Genomic DNA, 22,687 nt, shown 5'->3' with positions numbered 1-22,687 from the left:
TCTTCTCATCACTGCAAGACGAAGTCTGTAATATATACTTTTTCAATTGTACCTTCTTGCATAATTTCATTTAAGCGCATCTTTAACATGCTCTCTAATTCTATTAACTTCTCTTTTCCCTTAAAGTCGGCTGCTTTCATTGAAGAAAGCTCTTGAATTAATATGTTGCGAACTTGGAATGTGCGTTTTGCTAATTCTTCTTTTGCATCTTCACTATCTGTTTGAATTCTAAACTTAATTCGAATAAAATCATTGCTCAATAAATTGGTCGTAATCTCATCTGTTTCTACAGACTGTTCTAAAATTTCATCAATCGTCGGTTCTGCATGCTCATTGTTATCCCCAGCAAAATTCAATATTACAAATAGTGCCACAACCCCTAATAATGTTATAGCCGCTAAGAGGATAAGCACAATACTAACGAGTTTGTTTTTTAACAACTAATCCCCCTCCACATCCTTAAGCGCTCCAAAAATAGAGACATCTTTGTAAAAACCCATTATCATTTTAAGAACTTTTTCTTTATCTTCCCTCACAACAAATTTCTTCCCATTTATTAATGAAATTGTCGTATCAGGCAAAGCTTCAACCTGTTCTATGTATAAAGCATTTAAATTAAACTCACTACCATTTAAGCGTGTAAGTTTTATCATAATGGATGGGCTCAGGGCTTAAGCCCATCACCCTATCCCTCCTTTATTATCGTTTCAGGTTAACAAGCTCTTGTAAGATTTCATCAGAAGTTGTAATAATACGTGTATTCGCTTGGAAACCACGCTGTGCAACAATCATCTCAGTAAACTCCTCTGACATGTCAACGTTAGACATCTCAAGTGAACCACCAGCTATAGAGCCACGTCCATCTCCTGGAGTTCCTATATTTGCTGGACCAGAGTTAATCGATTCTTGGAATAAGTTATTACCGGCTTTACTTAAACCACCGTTGTTAGAGAATGTTGCTATGGCAAGATTAGCAAGTGTAACAACTTGACCGTTAGAAAACACACCATTAACTTCACCTTTTTGACCGATTTCAAAGCTATCAAGTGAGCCTTGTCCATTCCCATCCGCTTGAGCACCGACATTAGCTGCTGAACCAGTATTAGTTAAGTCTCCATGGTCAAACTTTATATTTATACCATTACTAAATTCTGTAGTATTGGTGTCTCCATCTAATTCTATGTCACCGGAAGTCCAAGAATAATCAGTTTCATCTGATATTCCTGTTTGCTGATCAAACCCAATACCAATCCCAGTTGGATTAGACGGATCATCAGGATGAACGTTCAAATACATTTCCCAATCTGAACCATCGCTTCTAAAATATATATCAATGGTATGCTCATTACCATTATCATCATGAATCTTAGTTTGTTGAGAGATAGTAGTACCGGGTACTGCATTCGCTGGTAGGTTTCCAATAATTTTTATTTGCTCAGTAGTTTTTGCTGGCATAATTGCATTAGAATCTACTATTATATCACTGATACTATTTGAAATAGTCCCATCGTCTTCAACATTGTAACCTTGGACTTTCATTCCCTCCGCTGTTACCAACGTGCCATTATTATCTAAATAAAAATTACCAGCACGTGTGTAATACTGTTGATTACCATTTTTGACAGCAAAATAACCATCACCTGAAATGGCCAGATCTAGAGAGCGACCGGTAGTTTGTAAGCTTCCTTGAGTTTGAATATTATCAATTGATGCGATTGAACTTCCGAGACCAACTTGCATGGCATTTGTACCACCACGATTATCAGTTGCAGCACTCGCACCTGCAATATTTTGTGACATCATATCACTAAACGTCGTGCGACCTTTTTTATAGCCATAAGTATTTACGTTAGCCACATTATTACCGATAACATCCAACTTAGTTTGAAAGTTGCGTAGTCCTCCAATACCAGAATACATAGAACGTAACATTTGTTAACTCCCTTCTTTAATTAAAACTTCACGTTGCTTCTATCATTCCACAACGTAGTGGCCTCCTAATAAGGTCCAGCCATACTAACTATCTAAAATTATCGTCCCATTAATATTAGTGAAAATTTGTGATGCTGCTTCTTGCCGATTCATGGCCGTAATAACAACATTGTTTTTCGCACTTACAATTAGTGCTGAGTTATTTGTTAAAACTAAAGCATCTTTAACACCTTTATGTTTGGCTTCTTGAACTTTTGATGAAATTTCATTCCATAACTGATCCTGAATTTCAATCTTTCGTTCTTGTAATCTTTGTGTAGCATGTTTGCTAACTTTTATTTGTTCTGTTTGTTCAAGAGATTTGTTAAATTGCTCTTTAAAGCTTACATTACTTTGTTGAGCTGGTTTTACCTTAGGTTTTAATAATGCATTAGGCAAAGTCTGTTGGATATGATGTATTCGGTGATCCATTTCTTCACCTCATTTCATTAACGTGAAATTTCGACGATGTCACTTCCTTTAATCGAATGTCCACTTTCAAGTACATATGTTACTTTTCCATCTTTAAAGCTTACCGATGACACGATTGATTGATTTGTCTCGTTAATAATTTCACCGTCTTGACCTTCGACCTCTTCTGTCCAAGTAACGTTCTTACCAATTAATGAACTAGCTTGCGAAATTAAATTGTCAGATGCCACATGTTTAGATGCTTTTTGGATTTCGGTCACTTGAGTTTCTGGAATGATTGTTCCGTCTTCCAAATGATAAACCATGTAACCATTCTCCATTGTTACCCCTTTAATAGTGCCTTGACCAGTTTCTGTAATCGGTTCAGTGTCCTCTTCTCCTAATACTTCTCGTTCGAATAAAATATCTTTACCGATCATCTCACTAAAATAAACGAGCTGTGTTTGCTTTTCAAGATTAATAAAGTTATTCATCGTTTCATTTAAATTAGTCGTTTGTTCAAGTGCAGAAAATTGTGCCATTTGAGCAATAAATTCTTTATCTTCCATAGGACTTGATGGGTCTTGATTTTGAAGCTGAGTCATTAAAATTTTAATAAAAGCATCTTTATCCAAAACATTCGAACCAGAGCCCGTGTTTTGAGATTGATAGTTTTGCAAGTAAAGACTTGGATCAACTGTCGTCATCACAATCACCCTATGTCATTAAATTTACTAATTCATCTTCGAATGATTTAGCAAAAGATTGTTCATGATTATCATCATTCGTATTCTCTTGTTTTTCTTGTTGTTTGCCTTGAGATTCACCTTGTTGATCTTTTAACGTTTGTTGAAATTGCTGCTGATTTTGCAAATTAAGCTCAAACTTCTCAACTTGTATGTTTTGTGCTGCAAATACGTGTCGAAGCTGACTTAAGTTCCCTTCAATAAGTTCTTTTGCAGACTGAGTAGAAGCAATAATTCTTGCAGCCATTTCTCCGTTAGTTTGAATCAACTTAATTGAAAGTGACCCTAAATGAGCAGGATTCAGCTTTAACATCAGCTGAGAATTACCATTTGCAAATGAACTAAATTTACTTTGCTGCATTACCTTTTGAAACTGTTCAATAAACTGCTGTTGCATACCTGACTTCGATTGCGTTGGAGTCAAATTAACTACTTGTTGCAATTTTTGAGAACCAGTATCGTTATCTACTTTTATTGCCAACTTGGGATCAAATTTCGATAGCATAGATTCACTTAAATCTATAACCTTCGATTGTCCCATCTCAGACTTATCATTATAATTAAATCTATTTATTGATGTTAATCTTAAACGAGTCTGACTATCAACATATGATAAAGCTTTAACTGGTTGACTTAATAATTTAGACATCGAATTAACATCTGCAACATCGTTACTAGTTAATTGCTGTGCCAATCGCTTAAACTGTTCAGTCATTAAAGCTTGTCCAGTTTTTTTCTCTGCTCCAGCTACACTAATCATCATTGCCACAGTTTTTTCTAGCGGTTGCCACTTTTGAACTTTATCTAAGATCGCTTCAATCGATTGATTGCCTTGAAATAACGCTTCTAATTTGCCAGCAAGTTCTGTTGTCAATTGAGTCAATAAAGCTTTAATTTCTGGGTGTTGCAAGATTTCTTCATTTATAAATCCTGCTTCGAGCGGTAGTTCGTCCAAAATCGCTTCAATTTCCCGTTCAAGCTTCTCTAGGTCAACATTATCTTGGCTTTCTTGAGTTGTTTGTTGCCCATCAGAAGCTGCCTGAGGTTCATTCTCCGGATTACTAACATCAGCTAATTGGGAAGCAAATGATTGGTCACGATTTGGCTCGTTTGTGTTTTGTGACAATTGCTTTTTTGGTGTTGAAGACGTTTGTTGTAACATTGCGACATTCATCTTTTCACCTCCTCTCAATTATTAATTAGAAACAAACAATCCATCCTTAATAATTTGAGTAATAATTGCAGCTTTAGACGGATCCATCACATTGAACACTTCAGCTCTTTCATCATCTTTCATTTCCAGCATAATTTCTGCAGCTTCATAATCTTCTAGTTGTTCAATGATGGCAGCAGCCGGCTTTTCATCCATTTCACTATACGTCTTGGCTAATGATTTAATATCTGCTTGTCGTTTTTCTTCAGAAATTGCTTCAGCTTGTATTTGTTCATTCAATTGGTCAATTTCAACTTGAAATTGCTCGATTTGCTGATCCTTTTGTTCTATCAGTTTGTTTAAATTTGCGAGTTGTGCTTCTTTATTTTGCAAATCTGCTCGCAGTAAAAAAGGATCTTCTTCAGGAGATACACCTTCTGAATCGAAAACAGCAGATAACACCGGTACTTTATTTACAACTTCATTTTTCAAATCAAAAACATTAACACCTAACATTATTAAAACAATTAAAACGATCGTTATAGCTGTTAACAACGGAAATACAATAACGAAGAAAAACCATTGCAACTTACTATGTTTTTTTTCAATTTGCTCCATAAACACACCTAACTTCCGCGATGCATGTATTGTTGAATCGAAATCTCATCCATCAGTTTTTTCTCTTCAAATTTCAATGATTCTTGATGGGAATTCCACTGATTTTCTTTAATTCTCTCAAATTTCTTCACTTCTATGTTTTTTTCAACTAACTTTACTTCTTTCACATTCATCTTTTCACGAGATTGGGCCACAAGCTGTTGAACATGCATGATAGACTGTTCTAATGATTTAATAAAACGTTCCGTTTGCTGAATTTCAGAAATAGAAATCTTTTTTCTAATTTGAGTATGTTTAACAGATTCAAGATCCTCTTTCTTTTTAAGTAGCTCATAGAGTCTTTGACCTACCTCTTGAAAAGCTTTTACAGCTTCATTATATTCTCCAACACTTTCATCTTTTTCTCGTTCTTTTAAATTCATAATTTTTTCAAGCTTAAACTGATAAGACATGGTTTCCCCATCACCCTTTTTTCATCAGTTGTATTAATGATTCAACCGCTTCAGATTTTGAAACATTCTCATGTACTTGTTGTTTTAGAAAAGAAATAATCTGTGGATGATAGCTAATTGCTTCATCAATTTCTTTAGATGAGCCACGCTTATAAGCACCGATGTTAATTAAATCTTCTGACTCAACATATTTAGCTAATAAGTTCCTTAGCTGCTCTGCTGATCGTCTATGATCTTCATTCACAATATTATTCATAACACGACTTACACTTTTAAGAACATTAATAGCTGGAAACTGTCCCTTATTCGCAAGATTTCTATCTAACACAAAGTGTCCATCTAAAATTCCTCGCACAGTATCTGAAATTGGTTCATTTAAATCATCACCATCTACTAACACCGTATAAAAGGCTGTTATCGTACCTAATTGATTTGTACCCGTTCTCTCTAATAACCGTGGTAAAATAGAAAAAACAGATGGTGTATATCCTTTTGTTGTTGGAGGCTCTCCTACAGCTAGACCTACTTCACGTTGCGCCATTGCAACTCGTGTTACTGAATCCATCATAAACATAACATTATGGCCTTTATCACGGAAATACTCAGCAATGGCTGTTGCAGTGTATGCCCCTTTTATTCTCATTAAAGCAGGTTGATCAGAAGTGGCGACTACAACGATTGATTTTTTAAGCCCTTCTGGACCCAAATCTCTTTCGATAAACTCACGAACTTCTCTACCACGCTCTCCGATTAACGCAATCACATTAATATCTGCTTCAGTATTTCGTGCTATCATACCTAATAAAGTACTTTTTCCAACACCACTACCGGCAAATATACCAACTCGTTGGCCTTTTCCTACTGTTAACATGCTATCTATCACACGCACTCCAACTTCAATTTCTTCACTAATTGGTGGTCGTTTCATTGGATTCGGTGGAGATTGTTCTGTTGGAACGGCAGTTAAACCTTTTGGTAATGTAGATTCATCTAATGGATTGCCAAGTGAATCTATTACATTACCTATTAGATCCGCACCTACTTTTACTTGTAAAGGTTCATCAGTTGCTTCAACTAAACTGCCCGGTGATATTTCTTGTACACTCGTGAATGGCATTAATATCACATTTTCATCTCGAAATCCAACTACTTCTGCTTTCACCTTTCGCTTCTGCAAACCACCAACATGAATGTAGCAAAGATCACCAACTGATGCTTCAGGTCCCTTTGATTCAATCATTAAACCAACTACACGTATTACTTTTCCAAACCGTTTATATGGATCAATCAGTTCTAATTTGGGAATTAATTCAGTTGCCTTCATTCCCATTCTCCTCTTCTAATATTTGAAGTAGCTTTATTTTAATTTCATTTAACTGACTATCCACACTTGCATCGATTCGACCGAATGATGATTCAATCTTACATTGGTATTCTTGTAAATCATCATCTGGAAAAATGTACAACTCTGCTGTTGGATGAGTAAATAGTGCTAGTAATTCTTCTTTTTGAGACACAACAAATTCAAAGTTAGATGGATGCACGTGTATTTGAATATTTTGATGTTCTTTCACTTCTTTAATAACACGTCTTACTAAGTTAAGAAATACTTCTGGTTGTTCAGTAAGCTTTATATCTAAGATTTTTTCAGCAACCTTCATCGCAAGTAATAAGATCGTGCTCTCAGATTCAACAAGATGTTTTGCGTAATCTTCTTTAGATGTTTCGACAATTCGCTTCGCCTCATCAATTATGTCTGTATACTGCTGGTGAGCTTCATCGCTCCCTTGTTCAAAACCAGCAGTATAGCCTTCATCCCTGGCTTGTTCAATGAATTGCTGCCTTTCATTTTCCCAATTCAATCGCTCTTGCTCCACTTGTTGAAGAATTTGTTCTGAATATTGTTCAGCCTCTCTATGTATTCGTTCTGCTTCATGTTGAGCTTCTTCAACAAGTTGTTTAGCTTCTTGTTCTTTTTCTAATAGAATTTGAGAATCAATTTTGTCGACTGATTCATCTTGTTCGTTTACTTCATTTAGCTCTGTAGAAAAAGGACGTAGTTCAATTAGCCTCTTCTTCTCTGATATAATTGGTACTGTTTTCACTTTTTTTGATTCGGTTAATTTAGACAATGATGTCATCACCACCACCACGAGCTATAACAATTTCACCAGCTTCTTCTAAGCGGCGTATCGTTGCTACAATACGTGTTTGTGCTTCTTCTACATCCTTAAGTCGGACAGGACCCATAAATTCCATTTCATCTTTAAAGGTTTCAGCCATACGCTTAGACATATTTTTAAACAGAACATCTTTCACTTCTTCACTAGACACCTTAAGCGCAAGCATTAAATCTTCGTTCTCACAATCACGTACAATACGCTGAATTGCACGGTTGTCGAGCGTAACAATATCCTCGAATACGAACATACGCTTCTTAATTTCTTCCGCAAGCTCAGGGTCTTGAATTTCAAGTGCGTCAAGAATCGTTCTTTCAGTGCTTCGATCAACACCGTTCAATACTTCCACAACAGCTTCGATTCCACCCGTTTGAGTATAATCTTGTGTAACAGTCGCTGAAAGCTTTCGCTCTAAAATTTGCTCAACCTCATTTATAATTTCAGGTGATGTACTCTCCATCACAGCAATTCTCTTTGCTACTTCTGCTTGCACTTCTTGTGGAAGTTCAGACAAGATTTGGCCTGCTTGTTCAGGAGCAAGATATGACAACACTAATGCGATTGTTTGCGGATGCTCGTTCTGAATAAAATTTAAGATTTGAGCTGGATCAGCTTTCCTCGCAAAATCAAATGGACGAACTTGTAATGAAGCTGTTAATCGATTTATTATGTTTGCTGCTTCTTCTGCTCCTAATGCTTTTTCAAGGACTGTTTTTGCATAACCAATCCCGCCTTGAGAGATATAATCTTGAGCTAAGGCAATTTGATGAAACTGGTCAAGAATTTGTTCCTTTTGACCATTGTCTACCTTTTTAACACTCGAAATTTCGAGGGTAAGTTTCTCAATCTCTTCTTCACTTAAATGCTTATATACTTGAGCCGATACATCCGGTCCAAGTGAGATAAGTAAAATGGCTGCCTTTTGTCGGCCTGTTAAATCCCCAGGACTTTTCGCCATTTCTCATTCCCCCTAATCATCTGCTAACCATGAACGTAATAACTTGGCAAATTCATCTGGCTTTTCTTTCGCTAATTTTTCTAATTGTTTACGTCTTGCCATACCTTCAGTCTCAGGCTCCTGACTTAAATCTGGAAGCTCTTCGAATACAGGTAGTTCTTCTTCAACTTCACTTTGATTTAATCTTCTACGGCGCATAATGAGTACGATTGCAATTACAAGTAACGTGAACAGTATACCCGCAGCAATATATACCCATGTTGGGATTGCTACCCCTTCAGGTTGAAATTCAACCTTACCATTAAATTTTTGAACAGAAACAAATACTTTACTATCAAGTTCTTCATCTGACATTTGAGCAACAAAATCATCATCAACCGTTGTCCTTACCATAGTTGTTAATAATTGTTGAATATCATCAATACGTTCTTGTGGTAAAGACGTGTCATCATCTGGATTAGGTGGCTCAACCATCACTTGAATGCCAAGATCTCGAATTTTGTAAGGACTTTCAGAGATTTCTTTTCTTATACGGTTAAAATCACTATTAATCCGTTCTTCAGTTCTCTCATAATTCCCATTATCTTCATCATCTATCTCAGCGACATTAGGAATATCTCCTTGACCAGTTCCAACCTCTCCACCTACTACCGCTCCATTGCCAGTATACGTTTCTTCAATCTTCTCAACACTAACAGCAATGGATTCAAGATCCTCACTTACAGGTTGAACGATGTTTTCTTCACGATTTTCTTTCGTGAAATCAACATCAGTCGTAACAGAAACTACAACTTTATCATAACCCATGATTGTTCCAAGCATTTTCTGTACTTCTCTTTGAAGGTCTTTCTCGATATCTTCTTTAATACTTTGTTGTTGAACATAAGTTTCTCCTACCGATGGAGTATTATTTGAATTTTCTGGCTCAAAATACTCAAACATCTGGTTCATAATGACGATATTTTCAGTAGGTAGATTAGGAACACTTTTCGAAACGAGATGATATAAGGACTGAATTTGTTCTGATGTAAATCGATAGCCTTGTTCTTGTTTAATAACTACAGAAGCAGTTGCTGTTTGTTCATCTGAACTTAAGAATACATTTTCTTCCGGTTGGCTAATCATTACATTTGCATTTTCAATCCCATCAATCCCACTAATTAATTTTGCTAATTCAGTTTGGATTGCAGCAGTCTCCATAACTCTGAATTCATTATCTGTCATACCAAAGCCTGCATTTTGTCCAAAAAAGGAATAATCTATGTTCCCGCTGTTTGGTATACCTTCTGCTGCCAATTCAACCATTAAAACGTCTGCTTGAGACTCTGGAACGTAAATTGTTGTACCATTATCACGAATTTCAGATTTAATTCCCTTTGTATCCAATTGTTCCTTGATTTGCCCAGTTTCTTGAGCTGTTAAGTTAGTATACAAAGGAACAAGATTCGGTCTAGATGCGTATGTTGTTACTATAATAATAAGTGCTATTACAAATACAAATGAACCGATCATTAATACCTTTTGAATGTTAGTTCTACCATTCCAAAAATCTAGTATTCTATTTTTTATTTGAAGTAACTTTTCATTCATAATTTCCCCCGACTAACGCTTGTTCTATTTCTATGTATAATCATGTTATAAAAGCTATTATACTTGCATGCGCATTATTTCACGGTATGCTTCAATTACTTTATCACGAACTTCAACCGTTAGTGTTCTAGTAACACTAGCTTTTTGAGATGCAATCATTACAGTATGTAGATCTGTTATTTCACCTTTTATGAACTTGGTTGTCATTTCATCCGACTTTATTTGTGTTTCATTCACGTTATCAAGTGCTTGTTTGAAAGCCGTAGAAAACTGTGATTGTGCTTCAGCAGGTGTAATCTTTTTCATTTGATTTTGCTGTGGTTTAAGAATATGAGTTACAGGCTGAAAGTTTGTCGTTTTCATCATCTATTCTCCTTACTTCTTTACTTCCCAATTTCTAATGCTTTCATCAACATATTTTTTGATGCATTTAAAGCAGTTACGTTCGCTTCATAAGAACGTGTTGCACTCATTAAATCAATCATTTCTTGTAAAGGATCAACATTGGGATACTGAACATAACCTTCATCATTTGCGTCAGGATGACTAGGGTTGTATACGAGTTTAAATGCTGCCTCATCTTCTGTTACAGCACTTACCTTAACACCTTGTCCTTGTGACTTAGAATTTCCAACTGCTACAGATAAATAGTTTGAAAACTTCCCTTCATTCGGTTTAAACTCTACCATTTTTCGTCGATAGGGCTGCCACTCACCATTTTCAAAATTGGCTCGCGTCGTATCGGCATTCGCTAAGTTAGAAGAAATAACATCCATACGAAAGCGCTGAGCTGTTAATGCTGAAGCAGAGGTGTTCAAGCTATGAAATACTGTCATTGTTATTGTCCTCCTTTGATTGCTTGCTGCAATCCTCTGAACTTGCCATTCAATCGTTCAACAAGAGCATCATAGTAAATTTGATTTTTTGCCATTTCAGCCATTTCTTTATCAATATCGACATTATTCCCATTGTGATTATATGAAGTATTGTTCATCGAACGAATTGCATATGATTGGTTCGAATTTGATATAAATTCATTATGTCGTACATCCGTACGTTTTGCTTGAAGCTGCCTATGAAATTCATCTTTAAAAGAGACACTTTTCGCTTTATAGTTTGGTGTATCGACATTTGAGATATTGTTGGAAATCACACGTTGCTTAGCCGCAGAATAAGAAAGTGACGTTTCCAACTTACTTATTACGTTGTTTGAAAATAAATTCATCTTCAACCCCCTTACTCGACAATATCTGAGCGAATTATCTATTTTTATACTTTAATCTCTGTTTTCATTTTAAGTTATAGCATATTGCATGTCTATACAATCCTCTTATCAAATCTATAAATCGTCGTAAAGCACTACTTCCTAATTAAGGTATTATATATACATTTAGGTAATGTTTCCTTTTAAAACTTATGTTTCATTATTTTGAAAATCAACAAATGATGTTTCGACATAATCTCTAAGCTTTTTTCCCATTTCGATATTACTACAAATACCTAGATGATTGTTAGTTTACACTATCATCATTGAATAAACACCATGCCATAAACCCTTACTCTATCATACATAATCAATAAATATGATTTTAAAAAACAGTATACATCCGAGTGAATATAAAAGTTTCTCTAATGAAAAAACACCCGACAAAAGTCGGATGTTTTATTAGTTTTCTTAGTTTGTTTTTAGTTTTTCTAATTCATTTAGGAACTTATCATTCAATACTTTAATGTACGTACCTTTCATACCAAGGGAACGTGATTCTATAACTCCAGCACTTTCCAGCTTACGTAACGCATTAACAATTACCGAACGAGTAATACCAACACGATCAGCAATCTTACTTGCTACGAGAAGACCTTCGTTACCATTGAGTTCCTCAAAAATATGTTCGATTGCTTCAAGTTCACTATATGATAGAGAACTAATTGCCATTTGTACAACTGCTTTACTACGAGCCTCATATTCAATTTCTTCTGTTTTTTCATGGAGAATTTCCATACCTACTACTGTTGAGCCATATTCAGCTAACACTAAATCATCATCTGAAAAGGCTTGATCAACACGCGCAAGAATTAACGTACCAAGACGTTGTCCTCCCCCATTAATAGGCACAATAGTTGTTAAACCATTGCTGAATAATCCTTTTTCTTCAACAGGGAAAGCAGTATACTCACTTTCAATATCTAAGTTTGAAGATGTTTCAGTTACATTAAATAGGCTGTTCGTATATGTTTCTGGGAATTGACGGTCCGTTAGCATTTTCTTCATTCGCTCATTTTCAATCTCTTGATTGACAGCAAAACCTAATAGTTTACCACGACGACTTACTACAAACACATTTGCTCCCATTACATTACTTAGCGTTTCTGCCATTTCCTTAAAATTAACAGATTTACCCGATGTCTTTTGAATCATTGCGTTAATTCTTCTTGTTTTCTCTAACAATTTCATTGATGTGTTCCTCCTAATTGCTTCCTTATATATTGTTTGATTGCTACTAGTACATTCACTAAAGAATATATTGACTTAAATCTCTATTTTTCGCAATATTCCCTAATTTCTCTTCTACATATTGTGGTGTAATCGTAATTTTATCCATAGTTACATCAGGTGCTTCAAATGAAAGCTCTTCTAAAAGGCGTTCTAATATTGTATGTAGCCGTCTTGCACCAATATTTTCTGTTTCTTGATTCACTTCATGTGCGATCATCGCAATCTTATGAATAGCATCGTCAGAAAATTCAACATTTATTCCTTCAGTACCTAATAAACTTTGATATTGTTTTATAATTGCATGATCTGGCTCTATTAATATACGCATGAAATCCTCAACAGTTAGTTTTTCAAGCTCAACCCTGATCGGAAAACGACCTTGCAACTCTGGTATTAAATCAGAAGGTTTTGCCATATGAAAAGCACCCGCTGCAATAAACAATATGTGGTCAGTCTTGATTGGTCCGTACTTCGTATTTACTGTAGAACCTTCAACAATCGGTAGTATATCCCTTTGCACACCTTCTCGCGAAACATCAGCGGACTGTTGGCCTTTACCTGCTACTTTATCGATTTCGTCAATAAAGATAATTCCTGATTGTTCTGCTTTTATAACCGCTTCTTGTGATACCTCATCCATATCAATCAACTTTTGTGCTTCTTCTTGAGTTAAAACTTTTCTTGCTTCTTTAACTGTTAGCTTACGACGTTTTTTTCGTTTTGGCATTAATCCGCTTAACGCATCTTGCATATTCATGCCCATCTGCTCCATGCCAGAACCTTGCAGCATATCAAACATCGAATTTTGCTGTTGTTCTTCGACTTCAACATTGATCATATGGTCTTCAAGTTCACCTAATGCAAGTTGATGTTCCATTCTTTGACGCTCAGAGCGAATATTTTGATCATCTGTAGTTGATTCTTCCTCTTGTTGACCAGTCTGATTCCCAAACAACATTTCAAGCGGATTATTATATTTTGCTTGTTTTTTCTTTTGAGGCACAAGTAGCTCAACAATTCTTTTATTTGCGTTTTTTTCAGCTTTTTCTTTAACTTGATTCATTTTTCCTTCTTTTACAATTCGTACAGACGTTTCAACTAAATCACGTACCATCGATTCAACATCACGTCCTACATAACCAACCTCAGTAAATTTTGTAGCTTCCACTTTCACAAAAGGAGAACCAGTAAGCTTCGCTAAACGACGAGCAATCTCCGTCTTCCCTACACCAGTTGGTCCAATCATAATGATATTTTTAGGGACTACCTCGTCACGTAATTCTTCAGGAAGTAAGCTTCGACGATATCTATTACGAAGCGCAACTGCAACCGCTCGCTTTGCTTGCTTTTGTCCAATAATGAATTGGTCAAGCTTTCCGACAATTTGTCTAGGGGTCAATGATTGTTTCATTTCAATCCCTCCACTTTACAATTCTTCAACGATCACTTGATCGTTTGTATATACACAAATTTCTCCAGCCGTTTCAAGTGATGCTCGCGCGATTTCTTTTGCAGTTAAATGTTCACCAGCATGTTTCATAAGAGCCCTTCCTGCTGAAAGAGCATAGTTCCCACCAGATCCAATCGCTAAAATACCATCGTCCGGTTCAATGACTTCACCAGTGCCCGAAACTAACAATATGTCCTCTTTGTTCATCACAATCAACATCGCTTCTAATCGTCGTAGTACTTTGTCACTTCGCCATTCTTTAGCAAGTTCAACTGCAGCTCGTTTTAAGTTACCGTTATATTCATCAAGCCTTCCCTCAAACTTTTCATAAAGGGTGAAAGCATCTGCAACGGAACCAGCAAATCCTGCAATTACTTTCCCTTGATATAACTTACGAACTTTGCGAGCAGAATGTTTCATTACAACTGCATTGCCAAATGTAACTTGCCCATCTCCCGCCATTGCACATTGACCATTATGGTGAATTGCAAAAATTGTTGTCGCATGGAAAGTTTGTTCCAAGATTTTACCTCCTTATTAACATGCATCACTAGAGTTCAAATCGCTTGCAAATATAGAAAAATAAAGCGATTGCTATTCTCTTTTAACATGTCTGTGTCACATCATTTATTTCATCTAACTAATAGCTAGAACTATAAAATTACTGCAATTGTGACATGGACCTTATTATAAAAAATGATATTCCTACTTAAATTATGCACGAGGGTGATGATTCATATAAACCTTTTGCAAATGTTCTTTCGTTACATGAGTATAAGTCTGTGTAGTCGAAAGGTGCTCATGCCCTAACAATTCCTGAACAGATCTTAAGTCAGCACCTTCGTTTAATAAATGCGTTGCAAAAGTGTGTCTTAACATGTGTGGGCTGACCTTAATCGTTAGACTTGCCTTCTCAACAAGCTTGCTTAAGATGTATCGAATGCCTCTTTCTGTAAGTCGTTTTCCGCGTGAATTTACAAAAAGGAAGTTGTGCTCGTCTGAAGCCTTTTGCAAAAAATTTCGCCTTCCTTGATCAATATAACGATGTAAAGCTTGCTCAGCAAAAGAGCCGAACGGTATATAACGTTCCTTTCGCCCTTTCCCTTTCACTAAAACTGTACCTACAAAAAAGTCAACATCTGAAATTCGTAGTGCACAACATTCACTAATTCGCATTCCAGTTGCATATAACATCTCTAATATCGCCTGATCACGTTGACCAGATGGTGTAGAAAGATCACATACAGAAAATAGTTGCTCTAATTCCTCCATATATAGAAATTTCGGTAACTGTCTCTCATTTTTAGGGAGAGCAGCATAAATAAATGGATTTTCCTCAACTTCTACTTCACGTACTAAGAAGCGAAAGAAACTTCTTAATGCTGAAATTTTACGTGCAACTGTTTTTCTGGCATACTTTTTCTCATGTAAATGGGTGTAGTAGAGTCTCACTGTAAAATGAGAAACAGCAGCAAAACTGGTAAGTTCCTGCTGCTTCATAAAACGAACAAAGTCATCAATGTCTTTTTCGTAAAACTCAAGCGTATATGGTGAACAATTTTTTTCAATTTGCAAATATTCAATGAATGAGCGAATTTGTTCTTTTTGTATCCCCAATTTTCACACCTCTTTTAGGCTTCTAAATGGTATCATAGAATGCTCACCAATTGCAATGTAATCTCAAACATTTTTGGAAAAATTCTGAATTGTTTCCACCGCTCGATTTGCCAATGCTTCATTACGTTCTTTTTTGTTTCGAATTTTCTTTTCTAAAGGTAAGAAAAGTCCGAAATTTGCATTCATAGGCTGGAAGTTTTTCTGATTAGCCTCAGTTATATAACGGGCCATACTTCCAATTGCAGATTCTGCTGGAAATACAAGTGGTTCTTTCCCTACCGCTACTAAAGCCGCGTTAATACCTGCTACTAAACCAGAAGCTGCTGATTCTACATATCCTTCAACGCCTGTCATTTGACCTGCAAAAAATAAATCATCTCTATCGTTATATTGATATGTCTTTTTCAACAAGTTAGGAGAGTTGATAAACGTATTTCTATGCATCACACCGTAACGGACAATCTCAGCATTTTCAAGCCCTGGAATCAAGTTGAGCACCTCTTTTTGCGGTCCCCATTTCAAATGCGTTTGAAACCCAACGATATTATACAACGTTCCAGCTCCATCATCTTGACGCAATTGCACGACTGCGTACGGTCGTTTCCCTGTACGAGGATCCTCAAGTCCAACAGGTTTCATTGGGCCAAACAGCATCGTTTTCTTTCCACGTGAAGCCATTACTTCAATTGGCATACAACCTTCAAAAAATATTTCTTTTTCAAACTCTTTTAATGGAACTGTTTCTGCAGCAATCAACGCTTCATAAAATCGGTCAAATTCTTCTTCATTCATCGGGCAATTTATATATGCTGCTTCACCTTTATCGTATCGGGATTTTAAATATGCTTTCTCCATGTCGATACTATCTTTTTCAATAATTGGTGCTGCTGCATCATAGAAATAAAGATATTCACCTGTCAATTGTTTCAAATTCGCTGACAATTCATCTGAAGTTAGTGGACCTGTAGCGATAACAGTTACTCCAGCAGGAATTTCCTTTACCTCTTCATTATATACAGTGACGTTCGGATGATTCTTCACTCTTTCAGTGACAAGTTGTGAAAATTCATGACGATCTACAGCAAGTGCCCCACCTGCGGGAACTTGACATTCATCAGCTGCTGAAATAATCACAGAATCTAAGTGTCTCATCTCTTCCTTTAACACACCTACAGCGTTTGTAAGTGTATTCGCCCTTAATGAATTACTACAAACTAATTCAGCGAATTTGTCCGTATGGTGTGCTGGTGTTTGTCTAACTGGTCGCATTTCATATAAATTAACTTTAATTCCTCTTTTCGCAATTTGCCATGCTGCTTCACTTCCAGCTAGTCCAGCACCAATGACATTAACTATACGTTCGGTCATTTTTATTCCTCCTTCTTACATTCCCACTCATTACTAACGATTCATTTATGACGTGTAAATTAATTCTTTCAACCAACCATCTATTACGTATAAAAGTTCAACTCTACTAATGAATGTTTTACTTAAAATCCCTTTGAATATTATTTCGTAAAAAAGTATGCCATCACAAGAAGTTTCAAATGTTAACATAACAATTCTAGATGTGAGACGACAGTATCTTAACAGAAAGAGTATTGATGAGCAAGTATTATCATTATTTTCGTAAGATTTCAATGAAATGACACATTTTTTCACTATATAACAATACAATTCAAATCAATAATAAAAATAAAAAATGTAGGGATACAATATCAATCGCATCCCTACATTTTTTATTCTTGCGCTTCTTCCTTAAAATCACAATCACTACATTGCACTTGAGTACCTTTTTTTGTTTTCTTCTCAACGAGATAATTAGAACATTTTGGACAATTTCGTGCCAATGGTTTATCCCAAGAAAGAAATTCACACTCTGGATAACGGTCACAACCATAAAAGATTCGTTTTTTCTTACTTTTTCTCTCAACAATGTTTCCTTCATTACAAGTTGGACACTTTATGCCGATGTCTTTAATAATTGGTTTTGTATTTCTACATTCAGGAAAGTTTGAGCATGCCATGAACTTTCCATAACGACCCATTTTAAATACCATCGGATTCCCGCATTCTTCACAATCTTCCCCAGCAGGTTCATCTTTTATTTCCACTTGTTGCATCTCTTTATCTGCTACTTCTACTCTTTTTTCAAACCCTTGGTAAAACTGATCAATAATCTTTACCCAGTCTTCTTTACCTTCTTCAATTTCATCAAGATCTGCTTCCATCTTTGCTGTAAAATCAGTATCGATAATTTCTGGGAAAAACTCCATGACTAGATCAAGAACAATTCCGCCAAGCTCAGTTGGAATAAAGCGCTTATTATCCAATGATACATAATTTCTTCGCTGAATCGTATCCAACGTTGGCGCATAAGTAGAAGGACGACCAATCCCTAATTCTTCAAGCGTTTTCACGAGACGTGCTTCCGTATATCGTGGTGGTGGTTGTGTAAAGTGCTGTTTCGGGTCGATGTTTTCAGATTTAACATTCATACCTTCCTCTAGATTAGGTAGAATCTTATCCTCTTCCTTTTTATTATCATCGTTACCTTCAATATACACTTTCATAAAACCTGGGAACTTCACCTTAGACCCAGTAGCTCTGAAAATAACACCATTATCTTCTAAATTAACTGTCATTGTATCCATAATCGCTGCAGTCATTTGACTTGAGACAAACCTCTCCCAAATCAATCTGTACAAACGAAGTTGATCACGTTTTAGTACTGTTTTTAATGAAGAAGGTGTACGCAAAGTCGATGTTGGACGTATAGCTTCATGGGCATCTTGTGTTTTTGTACCTTTTTTATCACTTTGCTGACGTCGTTGCATATATTCGTTTCCATACTTCTCTTCAATAAAACTAGCTACTTCTTCTTGAGCTGTATTTGAAATGCGTGTTGAGTCTGTTCTCATGTACGTAATTAAACCAACAGTACCATCTTTTCCACCTAAATCGATTCCTTCGTAAAGTTGCTGAGCAAGCATCATCGTTTTCTTTGCTCTAAAGTTCAATTTACGTGCAGCCTCCTGCTGTAAAGAGGACGTCGTAAATGGAGGTGCTGGGTTACGCTTTCTCTCTTTCTTTTTTACACTTTCAATTTGGAACGCTTCACCTTTTAATTGCTGTAATACACGATCAACATCTTCTTTTGTCTTTAGCTCTGTCTTTTTACCGTCTACACCGTAAAAGTTTGCTTCAAACTCTTCACCATCTTTATTTAACAGCGCTTTAATTGTCCAATATTCTTCTGGTTGGAAATCTTTAATTTCTTTTTCTCTATCAATGATTAAACGTAGAGCAACCGATTGTACACGACCAGCACTAAGACCCTTTTTAACCTTTTTCCAAAGAATTGGACTAATGTTATATCCAACGAGTCTATCTAAAATTCGTCGTGCCTGTTGAGCATCCACAAGATTCATATTAATCGCTCGTGGGTGTTTAAATGATTCTTTAATCGCATCTTTCGTAATTTCATTAAATACAACCCGACAGTCTGAATGCTCATCAATATTTAAACTATGAGCGAGATGCCATGCAATTGCTTCCCCTTCGCGATCGGGATCGGCTGCAAGAAAGACTTTTTTTGCTTTCTTTGCAGCTGTTTTTAATTCTTTCATAACGGGGCCTTTGCCTCGAATTGTAATATATTTTGGTTCAAATTGATTTTCAACATTGACGCCCATCTGACTTTTTGGTAAGTCACGAACATGACCCATAGACGCCTTTACTTTGTATTTTTTTCCAAGATATCGTTCAATCGTCTTTGCTTTAGCTGGTGATTCAACGATAACAAGATAATCTGCCATAACGAATAGTCCCCCCAAAGAGGTAAAGTAAAATCTTAACTATTATTAAATACTTTTTCACGTTTTGTCAAACATCATTTCTTAATTTTTCAATCAAATTGCGTTTTTTTTGCCCTTTTTTAACTATTTTATATGTGATTATTCCGTCAATTCCGATAATATGTCAGTTGAATTTTGTACAAGTTTTGCACCTTGTTGTATTAAAAAATTTGTTCCTTCTGCATTTGGTTCATGAATTGACCCTGGTATTGCAAAAACTTCTCTTCCTTGTTCAAGAGCTTGATCAGCAGTTATGAGTGATCCGCTCTTTTTTTTTGCTTCAACGACGAGAACACCTCTCGTTAAACCACTTATAATACGATTTCTAGCTGGAAAATGCCACTTTTGCGGACGTGTGTATGGTGGATATTCTGACAGAAGAAGATGGTGTTTGGCAAGTGTTTCGGAGAAAGAAATATGTTTTCTTGGGTAAATATAGTCAAATCCAGAACCTATAACCGCTACTGTGTCTCCATTGAACTCACAGGTGATTTTGTGTGCCAAAGTATCCACTCCATACGCTAAACCACTTGTAATCATATACTCATTGTCTATTAAATCAGGAAGAATTTTTCTCAATGATTCGACAGCATTTGTAGTCGGTGTTCGAGAACCTACTACACCAATCGACTTTTTACGACAAGATATTTCTAACTTACCCTTTGCATATAGTACCCAAGGTGGATCAAATATTTGTCTTAATAATAGAGGAAACTCGTTATCAAATAAAGTAATGATTTTTACACCCTTTTGTTTACAAGAAGATAAAAGCTGTTGAGGATTATTTGAATGGAATGACTGTAGAAATTGGCGTATTTGATTTGGTCTCATTTGAAAATATGTTCCTAAATCTGATTCACTAACGTTATCAAGAAATTTCAACGTTCTGTCATAAGTAATAAACCGTTTTAATGTACTCCAATATACCCCTTGACAACTATGTACATAGATTAATCTTTCACGTTCATTCAGTTTTATCCACCCCTTAAAATAGAATATATGTTCTTAAAAAGACCTCCGATAACGGAGGTCTTCATGTATAAATTAGTGCGTTTTACATTTATCGTAGATGCCTTTTTCTTTAATAACAGAAATTAATGTTTCTCCCATTACTGATGGTGTTTCAGCAACTTGGATACCACATTCATTCATAACGCGAATCTTTTCGTCTGCTGTACCTTTTCCACCAGAGATAATGGCACCAGCATGGCCCATACGCTTACCTGGAGGCGCTGTGCGTCCACCTATAAAGCCAACTACAGGTTTAGTCATATTTGCTTTAATCCACTCTGCTGCCTCTTCCTCAGCTGTACCACCAATCTCACCGATCATGATAACTGCATACGTATCTTCGTCTTCATTGAAAGCTTTTAATACATCAATAAAATTTGTACCATTAACAGGATCGCCACCAATTCCAACAGCCGTTGATTGACCAATACCTGCTTCAGATAGCTGATGAACTGCTTCATATGTAAGCGTACCAGAACGTGATACAACACCAACATGACCTTTTTTATGAATGTAACCAGGCATAATACCAATTTTACACTCTTCTGGAGTAATAACTCCTGGGCAGTTTGGCCCAACAAGACGAGTTTTCTTACCTTCCATAAAACGCTTAACTTTAATCATATCATTAACTGGAATACCTTCTGTAATACAAATTGCAAGGTCCATGTCTGCATCAACAGCTTCCATGATTGCATCTGCAGCAAATGCTGGTGGTACATAAATTACTGATGCTGTTGCACCTGTTTTTTCGACAGCATCAGATACTGTATCAAATACAGGCACTCCTTCTACTTCACTACCACCTTTACCAGGTGTTACACCACCGACAATTTTCGTACCATATTCAAGCATTTGGCTTGTATGGAAACGTGCAGTTGAACCAGTAATCCCTTGCACGATAACTTTTGTGTCTTTATTAATGAAAACGCTCATTTTACCTACCCCGCCTTTCTATTTTACTTGAGATACGATCTTTTCTGCTCCGTCAGCCATTGATTCTGCTGCAGTTATATTCAAACCTGATTCTTGAAGAATCTTCTTACCTTGATCTACGTTAGTACCTTCAAGACGTACAACGAGTGGAAGCTCTAAACCAACTTGTTTCGTTGCTTCTACTACTCCTTGTGCAATAACATCACATTTCATGATACCACCGAAGATATTAACGAAAATTCCTTTTACATTTTTATCAGAAAGGATAATTTTAAATGCTTCTGTAACTTTCTCAGCTGTTGCACCGCCCCCAACATCTAGGAAGTTAGCCGGGTCACCGCCATAGTGCTTAATGATGTCCATTGTTGCCATAGCAAGACCTGCACCATTTACCATACAACCAATGTTACCATCAAGAGCGATGTAACTAAGATCATATTTTGACGCTTCAATTTCCTTTGTATCTTCTTCATCAAGGTCACGGTACTCTAAGATATCTTTTTGACGATATAATGCGTTTGAATCAAAGTTCAATTTTGCATCAAGTGCCATTACTTTACCATCACCTGTTGTAACAAGTGGATTGATTTCAGCAATTGAACAATCTTTTTCTTCGAAAACGCGGTATAATCCCATCATAAACTTAACTGCTTGACCAACTAATTCTTTTGGAATATTGATGTTGAACGCTAAGCGACGTGCTTGGAAACCTTGTAATCCTACAACTGGATCAATATATTCTTTAAAGATTTTTTCTGGTGTTTTTTCTGCCACTTCTTCAATTTCTGTACCGCCTTCTTCTGAAGCCATCATTGCGATACGTGAAGTTGCACGGTCAAGTACAAGACCTACATAATATTCTTTCTTAATGTCACATCCCTCTTCAATAAGCAAGCGCTTAACTTCCTTACCTTCAGGACCTGTTTGATGTGTAACAAGTGTCTTACCGAGAATTTCATCTGCATATGCTTTAACTTCATCCAAGTTTTTCGCGACTTTAACTCCCCCTGCTTTACCGCGACCACCTGCATGAATTTGCGCTTTGACTACAGTGACGTCAGTTCCTAGTTCTTTAGCAGCTTCTACTGCTTCATCCACTGAAAACGCAACTTTACCATTTGGAACTGCTACCCCATATTTTCTGAGGATTTCTTTTCCCTGATACTCATGGATATTCATTCTCCATCCTCCTATCGTATGTATGTACAAAAGACTTACGTTATTCATTGTAAGTAATAAG

General features: G+C 36.3%; 24 protein-coding genes. All 24 read right to left on the bottom strand.

The features are described 5' to 3' along the window. Window positions 1-8: 8 nt before the first annotated feature. Complete coding sequence (gene fliL / locus BFG57_RS17460; RefSeq protein ID WP_069718785.1) at window positions 9-440, bottom strand: flagellar basal body-associated protein FliL; 432 nt, start codon at window positions 438-440, stop codon at window positions 9-11. After that, on the bottom strand, window positions 441-653 hold the full coding sequence (locus BFG57_RS17455) for a flagellar FlbD family protein (RefSeq protein WP_069718784.1): 213 nt from the start codon (window positions 651-653) through the stop codon (window positions 441-443). A gap of 46 nt (window positions 654-699) precedes the next feature. Then, window positions 700-1,932 (bottom strand): flagellar hook protein FlgE, encoded by a 1,233-nt coding sequence (locus BFG57_RS17450; RefSeq protein ID WP_069718783.1) that lies wholly within the window; start codon window positions 1,930-1,932, stop codon window positions 700-702. Window positions 1,933-2,016: 84 nt separating this feature from the next. Beyond that, complete coding sequence (locus tag BFG57_RS17445) at window positions 2,017-2,403, bottom strand: TIGR02530 family flagellar biosynthesis protein (protein WP_069718782.1); 387 nt, start codon at window positions 2,401-2,403, stop codon at window positions 2,017-2,019. Window positions 2,404-2,420: 17 nt separating this feature from the next. Continuing rightward, entirely contained in the window at window positions 2,421-3,089 is a 669-nt protein-coding gene (flgD, locus tag BFG57_RS17440; RefSeq protein ID WP_069718781.1) for a flagellar hook assembly protein FlgD, read from the bottom strand. A 10-nt stretch (window positions 3,090-3,099) separates the two neighbouring features. Then, window positions 3,100-4,302: a flagellar hook-length control protein FliK gene (locus BFG57_RS17435; RefSeq protein WP_069718780.1), complete on the bottom strand. Its 1,203-nt coding sequence runs from the start codon at window positions 4,300-4,302 to the stop codon at window positions 3,100-3,102. A gap of 21 nt (window positions 4,303-4,323) precedes the next feature. Next, window positions 4,324-4,899, bottom strand: coding sequence for a MotE family protein (locus BFG57_RS17430; protein WP_069718779.1), 576 nt, complete (start codon window positions 4,897-4,899; stop codon window positions 4,324-4,326). 8 nt (window positions 4,900-4,907) lie between these two features. Beyond that, entirely contained in the window at window positions 4,908-5,351 is a 444-nt protein-coding gene (gene fliJ / locus BFG57_RS17425) for a flagellar export protein FliJ (RefSeq protein WP_069718778.1), read from the bottom strand. Window positions 5,352-5,361: 10 nt separating this feature from the next. Further along, window positions 5,362-6,675 (bottom strand): flagellar protein export ATPase FliI, encoded by a 1,314-nt coding sequence (fliI, locus tag BFG57_RS17420; RefSeq protein WP_069718777.1) that lies wholly within the window; start codon window positions 6,673-6,675, stop codon window positions 5,362-5,364. Beyond that, a complete protein-coding gene (gene fliH, locus BFG57_RS17415; protein ID WP_069718776.1) occupies window positions 6,662-7,492 on the bottom strand; it encodes a flagellar assembly protein FliH in 831 nt (276 codons plus the stop codon). The genes fliI and fliH overlap by 14 nt, the downstream gene beginning before the upstream one ends. Further along, the gene (gene fliG, locus BFG57_RS17410) at window positions 7,476-8,489 is read right to left on the bottom strand and encodes a flagellar motor switch protein FliG (protein WP_069718775.1); all 1,014 of its coding nucleotides are present in this window, start codon (window positions 8,487-8,489) and stop codon (window positions 7,476-7,478) included. Before fliG ends, fliH begins: the two co-directional genes overlap by 17 nt. Window positions 8,490-8,501: 12 nt before the next feature. Further along, the gene (gene fliF / locus BFG57_RS17405) at window positions 8,502-10,079 is read right to left on the bottom strand and encodes a flagellar basal-body MS-ring/collar protein FliF (RefSeq protein WP_069718774.1); all 1,578 of its coding nucleotides are present in this window, start codon (window positions 10,077-10,079) and stop codon (window positions 8,502-8,504) included. A 57-nt stretch (window positions 10,080-10,136) separates the two neighbouring features. Next, a complete protein-coding gene (gene fliE, locus BFG57_RS17400) occupies window positions 10,137-10,442 on the bottom strand; it encodes a flagellar hook-basal body complex protein FliE (protein ID WP_069718773.1) in 306 nt (101 codons plus the stop codon). Between the two features lie 20 nt (window positions 10,443-10,462). Next, window positions 10,463-10,915 carry a flagellar basal body rod protein FlgC gene (gene flgC / locus BFG57_RS17395; protein ID WP_069718772.1) on the bottom strand — a complete coding sequence of 151 codons (453 nt, stop codon included), beginning with the start codon at window positions 10,913-10,915 and terminating at the stop codon, window positions 10,463-10,465. Between the two features lie 2 nt (window positions 10,916-10,917). Further along, the gene (gene flgB / locus BFG57_RS17390; RefSeq protein WP_069718771.1) at window positions 10,918-11,304 is read right to left on the bottom strand and encodes a flagellar basal body rod protein FlgB; all 387 of its coding nucleotides are present in this window, start codon (window positions 11,302-11,304) and stop codon (window positions 10,918-10,920) included. Window positions 11,305-11,754: 450 nt separating this feature from the next. Then, the gene (gene codY / locus BFG57_RS17385) at window positions 11,755-12,534 is read right to left on the bottom strand and encodes a GTP-sensing pleiotropic transcriptional regulator CodY (protein WP_069718770.1); all 780 of its coding nucleotides are present in this window, start codon (window positions 12,532-12,534) and stop codon (window positions 11,755-11,757) included. Window positions 12,535-12,592: 58 nt separating this feature from the next. After that, window positions 12,593-13,987 carry an ATP-dependent protease ATPase subunit HslU gene (hslU, locus tag BFG57_RS17380; protein ID WP_069718769.1) on the bottom strand — a complete coding sequence of 465 codons (1,395 nt, stop codon included), beginning with the start codon at window positions 13,985-13,987 and terminating at the stop codon, window positions 12,593-12,595. A 15-nt stretch (window positions 13,988-14,002) separates the two neighbouring features. Further along, complete coding sequence (gene hslV / locus BFG57_RS17375) at window positions 14,003-14,548, bottom strand: ATP-dependent protease subunit HslV (RefSeq protein WP_083249322.1); 546 nt, start codon at window positions 14,546-14,548, stop codon at window positions 14,003-14,005. A gap of 192 nt (window positions 14,549-14,740) precedes the next feature. Next, window positions 14,741-15,637, bottom strand: coding sequence for a tyrosine recombinase XerC (gene xerC / locus BFG57_RS17370; RefSeq protein WP_425388530.1), 897 nt, complete (start codon window positions 15,635-15,637; stop codon window positions 14,741-14,743). Window positions 15,638-15,706: 69 nt separating this feature from the next. Then, window positions 15,707-17,011: an FADH(2)-oxidizing methylenetetrahydrofolate--tRNA-(uracil(54)-C(5))-methyltransferase TrmFO gene (trmFO, locus tag BFG57_RS17365; RefSeq protein ID WP_069718767.1), complete on the bottom strand. Its 1,305-nt coding sequence runs from the start codon at window positions 17,009-17,011 to the stop codon at window positions 15,707-15,709. Window positions 17,012-17,382: 371 nt separating this feature from the next. Beyond that, window positions 17,383-19,461 carry a type I DNA topoisomerase gene (topA, locus tag BFG57_RS17360; protein ID WP_069718766.1) on the bottom strand — a complete coding sequence of 693 codons (2,079 nt, stop codon included), beginning with the start codon at window positions 19,459-19,461 and terminating at the stop codon, window positions 17,383-17,385. Between the two features lie 138 nt (window positions 19,462-19,599). Then, the gene (gene dprA / locus BFG57_RS17355) at window positions 19,600-20,382 is read right to left on the bottom strand and encodes a DNA-processing protein DprA (RefSeq protein WP_245676789.1); all 783 of its coding nucleotides are present in this window, start codon (window positions 20,380-20,382) and stop codon (window positions 19,600-19,602) included. 162 nt (window positions 20,383-20,544) lie between these two features. Then, entirely contained in the window at window positions 20,545-21,447 is a 903-nt protein-coding gene (gene sucD, locus BFG57_RS17350) for a succinate--CoA ligase subunit alpha (RefSeq protein WP_069718764.1), read from the bottom strand. An 18-nt stretch (window positions 21,448-21,465) separates the two neighbouring features. Continuing rightward, window positions 21,466-22,626: an ADP-forming succinate--CoA ligase subunit beta gene (sucC, locus tag BFG57_RS17345; protein ID WP_069718763.1), complete on the bottom strand. Its 1,161-nt coding sequence runs from the start codon at window positions 22,624-22,626 to the stop codon at window positions 21,466-21,468. Between the last annotated feature and the right edge of the window lie 61 nt (window positions 22,627-22,687).

The organism is Bacillus solimangrovi (assembly GCF_001742425.1).
Lineage (GTDB): Bacteria > Bacillota > Bacilli > Bacillales > Bacillaceae_N > Bacillus_AV > Bacillus_AV solimangrovi.
Note: the sequence above shows the minus strand (reverse complement) of the source record. Positions and strands in the feature narration are given on the sequence as shown.

Coding starts and splice junctions, on each gene's coding strand:
- BFG57_RS17445 (WP_069718782.1), bottom strand. CDS start 2,403: ATGGATCACCGAATACATCATATCCAACAGACTTTGCCTAATGCATTA.
- fliH (WP_069718776.1), bottom strand. CDS start 7,492: ATGACATCATTGTCTAAATTAACCGAATCAAAAAAAGTGAAAACAGTA.
- BFG57_RS17435 (WP_069718780.1), bottom strand. CDS start 4,302: ATGAATGTCGCAATGTTACAACAAACGTCTTCAACACCAAAAAAGCAA.
- sucC (WP_069718763.1), bottom strand. CDS start 22,626: ATGAATATCCATGAGTATCAGGGAAAAGAAATCCTCAGAAAATATGGG.
- hslU (WP_069718769.1), bottom strand. CDS start 13,987: ATGAAACAATCATTGACCCCTAGACAAATTGTCGGAAAGCTTGACCAA.
- flgC (WP_069718772.1), bottom strand. CDS start 10,915: ATGACAGTATTTCATAGCTTGAACACCTCTGCTTCAGCATTAACAGCT.
- topA (WP_069718766.1), bottom strand. CDS start 19,461: ATGGCAGATTATCTTGTTATCGTTGAATCACCAGCTAAAGCAAAGACG.
- BFG57_RS17455 (WP_069718784.1), bottom strand. CDS start 653: ATGATAAAACTTACACGCTTAAATGGTAGTGAGTTTAATTTAAATGCT.
- BFG57_RS17450 (WP_069718783.1), bottom strand. CDS start 1,932: ATGTTACGTTCTATGTATTCTGGTATTGGAGGACTACGCAACTTTCAA.
- sucD (WP_069718764.1), bottom strand. CDS start 21,447: ATGAGCGTTTTCATTAATAAAGACACAAAAGTTATCGTGCAAGGGATT.
- fliE (WP_069718773.1), bottom strand. CDS start 10,442: ATGAAAACGACAAACTTTCAGCCTGTAACTCATATTCTTAAACCACAG.
- flgB (WP_069718771.1), bottom strand. CDS start 11,304: ATGAATTTATTTTCAAACAACGTAATAAGTAAGTTGGAAACGTCACTT.
- BFG57_RS17430 (WP_069718779.1), bottom strand. CDS start 4,899: ATGGAGCAAATTGAAAAAAAACATAGTAAGTTGCAATGGTTTTTCTTC.
- fliJ (WP_069718778.1), bottom strand. CDS start 5,351: ATGTCTTATCAGTTTAAGCTTGAAAAAATTATGAATTTAAAAGAACGA.
- codY (WP_069718770.1), bottom strand. CDS start 12,534: ATGAAATTGTTAGAGAAAACAAGAAGAATTAACGCAATGATTCAAAAG.
- flgD (WP_069718781.1), bottom strand. CDS start 3,089: ATGACGACAGTTGATCCAAGTCTTTACTTGCAAAACTATCAATCTCAA.
- fliI (WP_069718777.1), bottom strand. CDS start 6,675: ATGAAGGCAACTGAATTAATTCCCAAATTAGAACTGATTGATCCATAT.
- fliF (WP_069718774.1), bottom strand. CDS start 10,079: ATGAATGAAAAGTTACTTCAAATAAAAAATAGAATACTAGATTTTTGG.
- trmFO (WP_069718767.1), bottom strand. CDS start 17,011: ATGACCGAACGTATAGTTAATGTCATTGGTGCTGGACTAGCTGGAAGT.
- fliG (WP_069718775.1), bottom strand. CDS start 8,489: ATGGCGAAAAGTCCTGGGGATTTAACAGGCCGACAAAAGGCAGCCATT.